Consider the following 13,922-nt stretch of genomic DNA (forward strand, 5'->3'; position numbering starts at 1 on the left):
TATAAAGCTAAAGAAAAATGTTAAAGAGTGCAGAGGTTCGTTGGCTCCTGAACAAAGGCCAGGAAAAACAGATAGAGCATTGGTTTGCAACTTATGACCAACAGTTTGGGCTGGAAGATAATTACCCTCGATACGATTATTATCTGAGCTTGCCTGATATCGATTCGTTAGGGATAAAGATAAGAGATCCCAGAGAAATGAAAGAAGGACTGGTTTCTCATGTGGAGATCAAAAAACAAATAGAGGAAAACAAAACGTTTAAATTCAACGAGCATATTGAAGGACAATTGAATACTTGGATAAAGTATAGTATTAAGTTAGTTGATGCCCCTTTAATTGTAGAAATTCTAAATTCAGGAAATGCCACAACCGGGTGGATTCCGGTAGCAAAAGATCGCTTGATCTTGAAATACGACTTGAATACCAGAAAATTAGTTAGTGCAACTACGTTTGTTGATGAAGGTTGCGGTATTGAGCTTACCCGTTTTAAACTGAAAGAAAAGAGCATTTATACCTTCGGTTTTGAAGCTTTTAGTAAGTCGGATCAGGAAAAAAGAAATCTGTTCCGTACTCTTCCGCTAATTTTTGAATCTGTCGGAAAGATAGAATTGAATAAGAAAAATTCAAAATCGTATCCGGAAATTTTACAACAATACTAAAAAAACAAAAACAATGAATTATCCAGGAAGAATTATAAAAAAAGGAGAGAGCGATAAAACTATCGTTAAAGCCATTCAGGAGAGAATAAATGAGTTAGGGATTGCCAATCTGGTAGTAGATGGAGATTTTGGTTATAAAACACACAATGCAGTGAAATTATACCAGAGCAGAACATTAGATGAAAACGGATTTCCACTTATTGCAGACGGTAAAGTAGGACCGATTACATGGAAATTTTTATTTGGAGAAGAATCAATTCCTGTCGTAACTACAACAGATGATGTTTTTCTACAAAAAGTAATAGAAATAGCTCGGACTCAGATAGGAGAACTGGAAGATCCATTAGGGAGTAATAGAGGACCGATGGTGGATGAATATTTAGGATCAGTAGGCTTGTCAGGAGGATATGCTTGGTGCATGAGCTTTGTGTATTGGTGCTTTGATGAAGCAGCTAAAGAATTAGGGCAAACGAATCCATTAGTAAAGACAGGAGGTTGTTTGTATCAGTGGGATAAAACGATTCAGCCCAAGATTACTGCAAAAGACGCTGTAAACGATCCTGAATTAATAGTTCCGGGGGCTGTTTTTATAATATCTTATGGTAGCGGACTTGGCCACACAGGAATAGTTGAATCGGTTCAAGGCGGCTATATCACAACGATCGAGGGAAATACAAACAATACAAATTCCAGAGAAGGAATAGGCGTTTTCAGACTGAGTTCAAGAAAGATTAATTCTGTGAACAAAGGGTTTATTACTTGTTCTGCTTAAAAGAACAGCTTATTTAAAATACTTTTCCAGTAAGATCTGAGCGGCGGCAAAAGGTGAAATTTCATTGTTTTGCACCGCTTTTTTGTTTTGTTCTAATAAAATTTTGATTTCTGGATGATTGTAAAAGCGATTTTTTAATTGTTCGTTTATGGTTTCCAGCATCCAGTATTGATTTTGTTCTTGCCTTTTGTGTTCGAAATACTGATTTTCTTTCGTTAGTTCAAAATATTCTGCGATAATTTGCCAAACTTGGTCAATTCCTGTTTTTTCGTAAGCACTACAAGTTGTTACTTTTGGTGTCCAACCGCTATTTTTAGCTGGAAATAAATGTAACGCTCGGTTAAATTCGGTTTTAGCTAACTTTGCTTTCGCAATATTATCACCATCGGCTTTGTTGATGACAATCGTATCTGCCATTTCCATAATACCGCGTTTAATGCCTTGCAATTCGTCGCCTGCACCGGCAATTTTTAACAATAAGAAAAAATCAACCATACTGTGAACTGCAGTTTCACTTTGACCCACACCAACAGTTTCGATAATAATGGTATCAAAACCACAAGCTTCACATAAAATGATGGTTTCTCTGGTTTTTCGGGCTACACCGCCTAAACTATCACCGGAAGCACTCGGACGGATATACGCATTTTTGTCTTTGACCAATTCTTCCATTCGGGTTTTATCACCCAAAATACTTCCGTGACTAATTGACGAACTTGGATCAACCGCTAAAACGGCTACTTTTTTACCAATAGCAGTCAAATATTTCCCGAAAGCTTCAATAAACGTACTTTTTCCCACACCCGGAACTCCTGTAATTCCTATTCGAACCGATTTGTTAGCATGAGGTAAACATCCTTGAATCACTTCGTTTGCTTTGTCCAAATGTTCCGTATTGGTGCTTTCAATTAACGTTATCGCACGACTCAATGCTATTTTATCGCCTTTCAAAATCCCTTCCACTAATTCTTTGGCAGAAGGTTGTTTCCTTCTGAATTGCTTTACGTTCTGCGCAACCGATTGGCTAACCGAATCGGGTTGTTTTACGCCATCTTTCTCGTAAAGAGCTGTTGGAGTTTTGCTGTGCTTTGCCACTTGAATACGTTTTTGTGTAAAATTACTGAAAAGTGCAACATAAAACAACGGGCAATAATATATCGCTTTTGGGGAATACTCAACATTAATGAATTTTTTAACTTTTTGTGAAAGAATCTTATTCTTAGCCAAGACTTTCCTGTAACTTTGTTAGACTAACGCCCAATAAAACAGAATGGATAATATTATTTTACTTTTTGGATGCCTGTTATTAGGTGTTCTTTTTCAAAAAGTTCCCGCCTTCCCTAAAAATGCACATCAAGTACTTAACCAATTTGTGATTTATATCTCAATTCCGGCTATAGCCTTATATTACATTCCGAAGATAGAACTTAATGCATCTTTGTTATATCCTTTAGGGATAGCTTGGTTGGGTTTCGGATTATCTTTTATCTTTTTTTACGGATTAGGAAAATTATTAGGTTGGTCCAAAAAATTAATCGGATGTCTAATTGTAGTAGGCGGTTTGGGTAACACATCCTTTGTCGGTTTTCCGGTAATTGAAGCTTTATACGGCAAAGAAGGAATTGAAACGGCTATTATTGTAGACCAACCCGGTTCTTTCGTAGTAATGTCAACTTTAGGAATTATTGTTGCTACAAGTTTTTCAAAAGAAACGCCAAGTGCTAAAACACTTTTGACTAAAATTTTAAAATTCCCACCTTTTCTAGCCTTTTTTTTAGGTTTAATGCTGAATCTTTTTAAAGTAGATTTTCCAATGGATTTACAAAGCGTTTTTCAACGCGTAGGCGCAACAGTTTCACCTGTTGCATTAGTAGCAGTTGGATTTCAGTTAAAATTTGAACGCAGAAGTTTGCATTGGCCATTTTTAGGAGTTGGTCTACTTTTTAAATTAATCATAACGCCTTTGTTCTTTTTTGTACTCTACAAATTAGTTTTAGGAGCCGATGGTTTACCTATTGATGTTTCCATTATCGAAGCAGCAATGGCACCAATGATTACCGGAGCAATTTTAGCTTCCAGTTACGGTTTAAAACCCAAATTAAGTAACATGATGGTGGGCGTCGGAATTCCACTTTCTTTTGTTACCTTAGCACTATGGTATTTTATTTTACTCCAATTTTAATATGGAATTAACAGCTCAACATATCAATGAATTAACCGAAATCGTTGGTGAAAATTTCATTTTTACAGATCTTGAAACCCGAAAAAATTACGGCCACGATGAAACGGAAGATTATAATTTTCCACCGCATGTTGTGGTAAAACCGGAAAATACTGCGCAAATTTCGGCAGTGGTACAATTGGCAAACCAATATAAAATTCCGGTAATTCCCATTGGCGGAAGAACCGGTTTAAGCGGTGGTGCGTTGAGTATTCACGGCGGTATTGCACTTTCTACAGAACGATTAAATAGTATTGTAGCTATAGACGAAAAAAATCTTCAGGTTATTACCGAACCAGCTGTTATTACTCAGGTTTTACGCGATACAGTTGCCGAAAAAGGTTTGTTTTATCCGGTTGATCCTAGTAGCATGGGAAGTTGTTTTATTGGCGGAAATATTGCCGAAAATTCCGGTGGTGCCCGAGCCGTAAAATATGGTGTAACCAAAGATTATGTCTTAAATTTAGAAGTAGTTTTACCTAATGGCGAAATCATTTGGACGGGCGCCAATACGTTAAAAAACTCAACAGGATATAACTTAACACAATTGATGGTAGGAAGCGAAGGAACTTTGGGAATTGTGACCAAAATTGTCTTGAAATTATTACCACAAAACCAATTCAATATCTTGATGTTGGTTCCGTTTTTCAAGGCCGAGCAAGCTTGTGAAGCCGTTTCAACTATTTTTAGAGCAGGAATTGTACCAAGTGCTTTAGAATTCATGGAGCGAGACGCCATAGACTGGTCGGTGAAATATATCGACAACATCAACGTAACGGTAAAACCCGAACATCAAGCGCATTTGCTTATTGAAGTCGACGGAAACTATCCAGACGTTTTAATGCAGGAAGCCGAAAAGATTTTAAGTGTTGTGGAACAATTTGAAGTGGACGAAGTGCTGTTTGCCGACACCGAAGATCAAAAAAATGCTTTATGGAGAATGCGTCGTGGCGTTGCCGAAGCCGTTAAAGCTAATTCCGTTTATAAAGAAGAAGATACGGTTGTGCCGCGCTATGAATTGCCAACGTTGCTAAAAGGAATCAAAGAAGCCGGAAAAAAATATGGATTTCAATCGGTTTGCTACGGACATGCCGGCGACGGAAATTTACACGTGAACATCATCAAAGGAAATTTAACGGATGAGCAATGGCAAACGGAAGTCAGAAAAGGAATTGTTGAGATTTTTGAATTGACTAAATCTTTAAACGGAACATTATCGGGTGAGCACGGCATTGGTTACGTGCAAAAAGATTTTATGCCAATCATTTTCAACGAAACGAGTTTGAATTTAATGAAAGGAATCAAGCAACTTTTTGATCCAAATAACATTATGAATCCCGGAAAAATTTTACCGAATTAGATAAAAAAGCTGTATAAAAATTTGATTTTACATTGGGACTCTGCTAAAAAAGTAATGGAGTTGCAAGACTGAGCATAAACAAATATAATGTGATCTGCATAATTTTATCCAAAAAGTCAGAAGTTTACATTACTTGTTACCGATGTTAGCAGATGTATTTTTAAGTGTCTAAATTATCCCAATCATCTCCAATTACCCAGCGTAAAGCAGAAAGTTTACCATTAATCATACCCCATTCAAAGTCATTGAACGATAAATTTTCTTCACCATAAATTTCTTCAACTTTTTTAGCCGATTTAAGTGCTCCTTCCCATATATCTTTAATTATTGCTCTTTGAGATTTTTTGATGTCAAATTCTTCTCTATTAATTAGTTTTATTTTTCCTGTTTCAATCAAATATTCTCTGTTTTTATGCCTGTTATACCAAATTTTTTGTTCAAGTTCTCTTTCCATTTCTAAAATTTGTGAAAAACTTCTGAATTCGAAATCCCAATCATTTTCGTATTCAATTTCTTCTATTAGCTCTGGATTCACAGAATTTAATGCTTCAGGAAGATTTATAAAGTATTGAGACTTTGATGAATCAAATATATCTGCCAAGTCTTCATGGGGCATTTTTTGATTTCCGTTCTTTAAACTAAAATCATTTACATTATGAGTAATGAACATAAGATTGAACTCTTGAGCAATATTTTGAACCTTATAATAATTATAAGATTCAATTATTATGGAATCCCCAATACTGTTTTTGGATAAATGAAAGGGAGCTTTTTTGTCAATAGCCCTTTGAGTAGCTCTCAATTTGATTTCATCTGAAATATTTATTATTTCTGCTTTACTCATGATATCTTCAATAGTGAGTATTGCTTGAAAAGCATTCTCTCCTAAAGTTGGAATTTTTTTGTCAATATCATTTAGTTGTGAGAGTATTATCTGTTTTGATTCTTGATCTGCGTGTTCAGCAACCATTTCTTTCACTTTTTTGAAATGACTTGATAGACTTTTTCCAGCATCAGCTATTATTCGTTCTTTATTTCTATCAAATTCAGAAATAACTATTTCAGGAAGGACAATTTTTACTTCCTCTCTTTCAATAAATTCAGAAAGTAAATTTAATATTTCTTCACCTTTGGAAGTTTTAGCGATATCTAGCCAAACACAAGTATCGATTATTAATTTAACTATCATAGTGTACAGTGTTTTTTAGTTAATCTATTTTTGAAAAGGCAGTTTTTAATACTGTTATTAATGAATTGAATATCTGGTTTCACCTTAAAATGAACTCAAAATAACAAATATTCTACTTTTTATCTGACAATACATTTTTAATGCCATTCAAACCTTCTGCAAAATCTTCCAGTAAAGCCACAACCTGATTCATTTTGTCGTTACCTCCAAAACTTTTCAAACGATTGTTTTTCTTGAAGATCGTTTTGATTTCTTCCCAACGTGCTTTTTCAGCTTCACTTTGAATTTGCATGATTTCTTTCAATTTCAAAAGATTGGCTTCTGCACCTGTGGTTAAGGTTTGCGATTCGTTTTTATAATGCGATAAAACAATTTGTTCTACTTCTTTATCGGTGTGAATCGGTTCAATTTTGGCAACTAATTTATTCATATCACGATACGAACCTTGTAATTTAAAAATCGGTTCTGAACGATATTCATCTGCCATTGCTGCCGATTGAATGTACATTTCATTTACCCGAATTACCGTATTGCGTACTTGAATGATTTTTTCCAAAACGTTTTTGAAATCTTCAATTTCCTGAGTCGTAAAATTTCCGTCAACAGCAACATTTGGATTGTTATGAACAATGCCATCGTATACTTCGTAAAGATTTTTCATTCCCGCTTGCGTCAAACGTGTCATAAACGAATTAGACAAAATGGAGTTTTCAATCAAACTCAAATCAAACAATTCAGCATTTACGCCAGATATTTCGCCTAAATTATACGTATCAGCACGGTTGGCTAACATATCCGGAATTTGAAATTTCTCACCACTTTCGGTATACGGATTGCCGGCCATAACCAAACAAAAACGTTTGGAACGCAAATCGTAAGTTTTGGCTTCGCCGTTAAAAACACCTTCAATTTTTCGTTGTCCGTCGGCTAAAGAAATAAACTTTTGCAAAAATTCAGGATTACAATGCTGAATATCATCTAAATACAACATCACATTGTCGCCCATTTCAAAAGCTAAGTTCAGTTTTTCCAATTCTTGTTTGGCTCCCGCATTTTTCGCTTCACTCGGATCGGTTGATGTGATCTCGTGTCCCAAAGAAGGTCCGTTGATCTTCATAAAAACCAATCCCATTCGGTCGGCTAAATATTCCATCAAAGTTGTTTTTCCATAACCTGGAGGCGAAACCAACAACAACATTCCCATTCGGTCTGTTCGTTTTGTTTCTCCGGTCGCACCGATTTGTTTTGCTAAATTGGCTCCAATTAAAGGAAAATAGACTTCGTTAATCAATTTATTTCTGATGAAAGAAGTCAACACCTGCGTACTGAACGTTTCCAATTTGAACTGTTTTCTTTTGTCGGCAACCCAATGTTTTTTCAACTGTTGGAATTCCAAAAACTTCGGTTGAATTTTTTCAATGTAATATTCCAGTTTTTGACTGAATTGATGAAAATTTAAGGTGTAAACTTCTTCTTTTTGCAACGTTTTAAACGCATTCAATTCTTCAGAAGCATTGGTTTTCACTACTTGATTTGATTTCAAATCATGCACCAATAAAAACACAGCTATTTCGTCTAAAGTTCCTTCTGTTGTGGTAATATCTTGCTCTAATAAATAGGTTTTTACAGCATTGAACACAATATCAAAACACGCGGAAGGAAACGGATACAAATCTTCAATTCGTTGGAAAAAAGCCAGATCTTTACCTTGTTCTTTTAGATTTTTCACGAAACTTTGATAATGCGTATTGGCTTCATCGTTCACCGTAAAAGCGTTTCTATTTTCTTTTTTAAGATAAGAAGCCGCTTTGTAAGACGAAATGGTTCCAAAATGATCAAATTGTGTTTTGAAAAGTTCAATTTTCTCCGAAAGTTGTTTGTTCAAATATTTGAATTGCTCGGTGTTTTTGAACGTTTGTTTCAATAATTCAATGGCTTGGAATTGCTTTTCGTAATACGATTTTTCACTTTCTTCCAAAAAGAACCAAAACAATTGAGCCAAAGCTCTCTCAGATGGCGAATAGCGCAACAAACCTAATTGATTGTTCAATTGCTGTAATTTAGTCACAATTTGCAAAGCATCTTCATCATGAACACCTTTTACCAAACCTTCGCCAAAATGATTCGCGAAAAATTCTTCAATAGCAGCACGATTTGTTTTTTCCGTTCCGATATCCGGATTTTTCAAAAACACGTTCCATGCAATATATTCGATTTTTTTTACCGATTGATTTTCGGTAACAAACTCCTGATTCCAAACGTCTTTAAACGAATCAATTTCTTGATATTCAATAGGCTGATAAAAATTAGTTCCCGTTAAATGATAGAAATACTGATTGTTTTTGGTCACCAAAGTTAAATCGAGTTTTTGCTTGTTTACCGCAAATTTGTAATTTCCTAAAGCAATAATATTTTCGCCGTCTTCATAAATTTCATTTCGATCTTTCAGTTTGCGAATCGCTTCTTGCTGAGCCGTTTTTAACTGAGTCAACAATTCTTCCGATTTATTGGCATCGTTCAGATCATGCAATTGTTGGGCAATATCCCTAACTTTTTCAATCATCAAATCGGATGCAAAATAACCGTTGATCTCAATTTCGGTTGCAAACGAAGCTACTTTATTAGCCAAACCTTTCAAAATACGTTCCGCCGATTGAAATAAATTGGTCGTACGCTTGTTTCTGGCTTCGGTTAACTGAACGCCTTTGGTTTGAAACTGTTGGTAGATTTCTTCTCTTTTTTCGCCAATAATCTGAATAAATTCGTCAAAATCTACATATTTGGCTTCCATTTCTTCCAACTGAATCGCCAATTTGTTTAAGAAATCCTGACATTTATCGGGTGTGTTTGCCAATTCGTAGAAATTAATCGCCGTTTGATCAAACAACGTGACTTGCGCTTTAAAATCGGCTGCCAATTCTTTACCGGAAAGCTCTCTTTTCTTATTATTTAACGCAATTCGTTCTTGATTAATCAACGAGAATAAAACCGAAATATTTTCGATAATTTGGGTTGAATGCGACGCGTCTTCAATCTTTAAATTGTTGACAATGTCTACCAAAAGTTCTAATTGGTTAGCCAAATTATCTAAATTCTTCTCAATTTCTTTTCCTTGAATTGTTTTGGATAAATGGGTAATTTCAGCCGACAAGCCATCAATGGTTTCCTGATAAGGTGCCAAAGCTTGTGGTTCCAATAAAAACGAAACACAATTGGTTGCCAATTCATCTGCCAAAGTTCCCAATTCGGTTTCCCAAACTTCAATTTGTTTGACATCGGCATATTGCAAATCTTTAGCCGAAATCATTTCGCCTCGCAACGAACGAATTTCAGCCAATGAAACAATATATTGCTGTAAATTAGTGTATGACTGATAGTTTAATTCGCTAGTTTTATTTTGAAATTTTTGATGAATTTCGTCTAAAGCAACTGCCGTTTTCTTCTTGATTTCCTGAACTTTTTCAAATTCATTAATGGCAGTATGTGCAATATTTCGGATTTCTAAAAGCGGTTCGTTGATACTGAAAACGCCTTTGTCTTGCAAGAAATAATAGCTATCTAAAATAGTTGTGGTTTGTTTCACAATTTCGTTATACAAACCATTATACGTGTCTTTTTTGCTCAAAAACACTTGCAATTCCTGACATTCCGCCATTAAACGTACCAAGTCTTTATTCCCGACTTTGTAGAGAATATTGTCTTTGTTTTGTTCGTTTACAACAACATCTTTAGTAAAAGGCGTTTGCCAAATTTGTACCAAATGATGTTTGGTATCTTCATTTCCTCTGAAATAGCACATTTTTCCGTCTTCAAAAAGCGTAAAACCGCTGCATTGAATAGGCGTTTCAATAGCTTGTTTGATGATGTTGTAAGGGATCAGCAAATATTCGTGTTGTTCCTGATCGTAAAAAACGTAAAGGAAGTTTTCGCCGTTAATTCCGGATATTTTCTTGTAGAAATACACCGGACGATTTTCGGATTCCAACACTTTAATTTCACCAGTTTGCAAGGCATAACCATTGGGAAAGATCAACCCCTGGTTTTCGGGCAACAAAACACCGGAATATTCCAAAGAATCAATTCGGGCAACTTTCTTTTCCTTATGATTGTAAATAAAATATCGTTCGTTTTCTAAATACGGTTTGATTTTAAAAACCAACAGATTGTGATAGTCGAAAAAGTGAATTTCAGCATCGTCCAACGTTTGGTCTTTATGAATAACATCTTCGCTGTAAATTCCTTTTCCGGTTTGTGTATTGTCTTCGACTTTTACCGTAATATCGCCACCGATGGCTTCCACAAAAACTTTATCAGCTAAGGAAACATGCGGATGCACACCCGTACGTTGCATGTCGCGTGTTGCTTTGGTCCACTGAAATTCGTGCTGATTAGGAAACTTTACTTCTGCGGCACTTCTTGCATCTACAAAAACAAGTGTTTCGTCTTTAATCAACCATTTAAAAGCCTTAATATCAGAAGGACTTGATGACAGTTGGAAAACGAAATACAAAAAGTTATTGGCAATAAAAAACTTTACGAAAGTGGTATTTCGATAATATTTGTATAAATTTTTGAATTCCTCAATAAAGGTTTGATCCTGCAACCAGGTAAGCGGCTGCGGTTCAAAATGATTGTTGGTAAACGTGTACATGGAAAACACATCTTCCAAAGCGATCTCTGTTTTTAGCCCTAGATGTGTTTGATGTCCTACCAAACAAGTAGTTCCAAGCGAAATGATATCGCGGATTTTGCAACTTTGTTCTGTAGAAAGACGTTCGTTAGCAATTAAATTGTATTCAACGCCTCCGAAAATCTTTTTGCGTTCTTCATCGAGTTGAAAAATACGTTTGGATAGTTCGTTTTTTTGTTCATTCAATCGTTTTTGAATGATTTCGTATGTTCCGTTTTGCATAGATTCGCTACTCATTTGTTATATGAAGAAAATAGAGAAATAGGATAAAAAGCCAACTGCTCCAAAGAATGAAGCAATTGGCACTGAACTTAAAGAAATAAAGATTTATTTTAACGGCTTATTGTCGATCCCTAAGTGTCTTGCCATGTCTAAAGCTTTGGCTAAAACACTTTGTTCGTTATCGTTTGCAACACCTTTTAGTTTAAAAATCAAAGAAGCTATGCTTAGGTTCTTGATGTCTTCAGATGAAACTTTGTATTTGTCTACTAATTGCATCACTTTACCAACCAAATTTCCTTCTTCATCATTGCTTAATAAAGCTTCTTTTACCAATTGCGCATTTTCGCTGTGCTGAATAAATTTATCAATTCCTTTACCGGCAGAGATTTGGCGAACTACATTGTCAAAGAAAGTACTTTCACCACCTACGATGTCGATATTAGCGGTTTTGAAAGCTTCACCAAGAACAACAGCTTGTGCTTCGGCGATGTCTTTTTGAATAGCGATTTGTGCCAATTCTACTTCTTTTTCTTTTGCTAATTTCAAACGGAACTCTTCGTGATCTTTTCCGGCATCGTTTAGTTTTTTCATCGCTTCTGCTTTTTCGGTAATTCCGGCAGCTTCTGCTAATGCTTTTTCTTTGATAACTTCGGCTTCTGCTAAACCTTCTTTTTTGTTGGCATCGGCTTTTTTCTCAATAATAGTTGCTTCTACAATACCTTGACGCTCGTGTGCTTCAGCTTTAGCATGCATTACCTGTGCTTCAGATAAACCAAGAGTAGCTTCTTCTTTAGCTTGTGCATCAGCAATGATTTTTCTTGCTTCTGCTTCTTTTTCGGCAGCATCGCGTTTTGCTTGCGCTTCGATCACATATTTTTGAGCGTCTTTTTCAGCAGCTAATTTACGTGCTTCGGCAGCTTTGGTTTCTACAATTAAACGTTCTTCAGCTTCTTTACTCGCAGCAATAATCTGAACTTGTTTGTCTCTTTCAGCAGCTTTTAAGGCTTCTACATCTAAAATTCCTTGTTGTTCTTCTACCACCGTTTTTTCTTTCATTAAACGCTCGCGAATCACATCCTGAATATTTTTCTTTTCAAGCTCTACTGCTTTTTCTTTTTCGATATCAGCAAGAGCCACAACGCGTTCTTTTTCGGTCGCTTCTAACAAACGGTCCTTTTGCACTCTTTCCGTTTCTACTAAATCGGCACGTTCTTTGTTTTTGGCAGCAATGACAACTTGACGTTGTTTGTTTTCTTCTGCAATTTGAAGTTTTTCTTCGGTAGAAATGCGAACGCTTTCATATTTTAAACGCTCTTCTTCAGCTACTTTTAAAATTTCAGCATTTTCACGTGCTTTAATATTCTCTACTTCACGTTTTTGTGATTCTTCTTTTTCAGCCAATTGTTTTTCCAATTCTAAAATTGCTTCACGTGCTTCAACATCTTGTTTTTTGATGGTTTTTTCTTCTTCACGTCTTACCAGATTGGCTTTAATATTTTGATTAGCTGTTAATTCGGTGATTTTTTTGATCCCTTCCGCATCTAAGATATTGTCTTTATTTAACTGAGCTAATGACGTTTGTTCTAAATAGTCAATGGCACAATCATCTAACACATAACCGTTCAGGTCCGTTCCGATGATGCTTAAGATTTCGTGACGGAATTCGCTTCGTGCTTCATATAATTCAATGAACTCAAATTTTTTACCTACTGTTTTTAAAGCTTCTGAAAATTTAGCTTCAAACAGCTCTCTTAAGGTAGAAATATCAGATGCTCTTTGACAGCCAATAGTTTGTGCTACGTTGACAATGTCATCAACAGATTTATTGACACGAACGAAAAAAGCTACCTGAATGTCGGCACGCATGTTGTCTTTACAAATAAGTCCGTCTTTACCTTCTCTGGAAATCTCTAATTTTTTTACGGAAATGTCCATGTTTTCCTGACGGTGGATCACAGGAATTACGATACCTGCATTAAAAAACACTTTGGTTCCGCCATAACCTGTTCTAAGGATTACAACTCCCTGAACTGTTTTTTTGTACATGGATAAAATCCAGAAGATCAGTCCTAATCCGGCTATGATGATTACAGCCAAAGTAATGTAAAATGTACTCATAAATTAATTTTGAATAATTACGTTAGTTTCTATTAAATTTCATATGTTCTTTCTATGTAGAAGAATTTTTTTTGTGGTTCTTCGTCAACGATTATTGCTTTTTCGCCTTGTTTAATTAATGAACCGTCTTTGCTTTTTACCATTAATCGGATCGGATCTTTATTAATGATCAGTTCCAACATGCCGATTTTATCGGCTTCTGTTTTGGTAATCATAGTGCCGGTTCTTCCTAAATAGTCATACGCTATTTCTCCTTTGTGATTGATCTCTTTAAAGACCGGTTTTAGCGGAGTACAAATATATTTTGTAAGGAATAAACTCACTATAAATGCCGGAATGATGGTTATAAAAAAGAACCAGTTCGGCAGTGGTAAATAAAAGCTTAGGTTAACATTGATAAGCCAGGTAAATAAGAACGCTAATGTTAAAAAGAACGTGATAGGAATAATATCCAGATTAAGGAATTTTAGAAATTGAATGAATGATGAAGGCTCAGCATCTACTTCGACCAATCCGTCCGGATTATCAAGGTCACCGTCTAAGTCGAGATCCGCATCTAAATCGAGATCAAAGTCACCAATTCCGGTAAGTATCGTAAACAGCCAATACAAAACGCTCAGTATTAAAATAATACTCAGTATCGCATTGGCGGGCGTAAACGATATTTCAATTAATTCTTCAAAACTCATTC

9 protein-coding genes are annotated in these 13,922 nt (G+C 35.6%); 4 read left to right on the plus strand and 5 right to left on the minus strand.

The annotated features are described in order from the left end of the window. Positions 1 to 17 precede the first annotated feature (17 nt). Both NHF50_RS11295 and NHF50_RS11300 read left to right on the plus strand, forming a co-directional pair. The gene (locus NHF50_RS11295; RefSeq protein WP_252776508.1) at positions 18 to 659 is read left to right on the plus strand and encodes a hypothetical protein; all 642 of its coding nucleotides are present in this window, start codon (positions 18 to 20) and stop codon (positions 657 to 659) included. 13 nt (positions 660 to 672) lie between these two features. Then, a complete protein-coding gene (locus tag NHF50_RS11300) occupies positions 673 to 1,431 on the plus strand; it encodes a CHAP domain-containing protein (protein ID WP_109569764.1) in 759 nt (252 codons plus the stop codon). Between the two features lie 9 nt (positions 1,432 to 1,440). On the opposite strand, the gene meaB is transcribed toward NHF50_RS11300, so the two are convergent. After that, positions 1,441 to 2,526, minus strand: a complete 1,086-nt coding sequence (gene meaB / locus NHF50_RS11305) for a methylmalonyl Co-A mutase-associated GTPase MeaB (protein WP_252776510.1) — start codon at positions 2,524 to 2,526, stop codon at positions 1,441 to 1,443. Positions 2,527 to 2,701: 175 nt separating this feature from the next. Here meaB and NHF50_RS11310 point away from each other — a divergent pair, with 175 nt between their 5' ends. Together NHF50_RS11310 and NHF50_RS11315 are read left to right on the plus strand one after the other, a co-directional pair. Beyond that, positions 2,702 to 3,613: an AEC family transporter gene (locus NHF50_RS11310; RefSeq protein WP_252776512.1), complete on the plus strand. Its 912-nt coding sequence runs from the start codon at positions 2,702 to 2,704 to the stop codon at positions 3,611 to 3,613. 1 nt (position 3,614) lies between these two features. Next, a complete protein-coding gene (locus tag NHF50_RS11315; protein WP_252776514.1) occupies positions 3,615 to 5,012 on the plus strand; it encodes an FAD-binding oxidoreductase in 1,398 nt (465 codons plus the stop codon). 160 nt (positions 5,013 to 5,172) lie between these two features. Here the strand turns inward: NHF50_RS11315 and NHF50_RS11320 are convergent, their stop codons facing one another. The 4 genes from NHF50_RS11320 to NHF50_RS11335 all read right to left on the minus strand — a co-directional run bounded on the left by NHF50_RS11320 (position 5,173) and on the right by NHF50_RS11335 (position 13,920). After that, the gene (locus NHF50_RS11320) at positions 5,173 to 6,201 is read right to left on the minus strand and encodes a PIN domain-containing protein (protein ID WP_252776516.1); all 1,029 of its coding nucleotides are present in this window, start codon (positions 6,199 to 6,201) and stop codon (positions 5,173 to 5,175) included. Positions 6,202 to 6,313: 112 nt separating this feature from the next. Next, entirely contained in the window at positions 6,314 to 11,128 is a 4,815-nt protein-coding gene (locus NHF50_RS11325; protein WP_252776519.1) for a DNA repair ATPase, read from the minus strand. A 90-nt stretch (positions 11,129 to 11,218) separates the two neighbouring features. Then, a complete protein-coding gene (locus NHF50_RS11330; RefSeq protein WP_109569768.1) occupies positions 11,219 to 13,231 on the minus strand; it encodes a flotillin family protein in 2,013 nt (670 codons plus the stop codon). 32 nt (positions 13,232 to 13,263) lie between these two features. After that, positions 13,264 to 13,920, minus strand: coding sequence for a hypothetical protein (locus tag NHF50_RS11335; protein WP_252776520.1), 657 nt, complete (start codon positions 13,918 to 13,920; stop codon positions 13,264 to 13,266). Positions 13,921 to 13,922 lie beyond the last annotated feature (2 nt).

Origin of the sequence: Flavobacterium sp. NRK F10 (genome assembly GCF_024054235.1) — a bacterium.
Classification (GTDB): Bacteria; Bacteroidota; Bacteroidia; order Flavobacteriales; family Flavobacteriaceae; genus Flavobacterium; species Flavobacterium sediminis.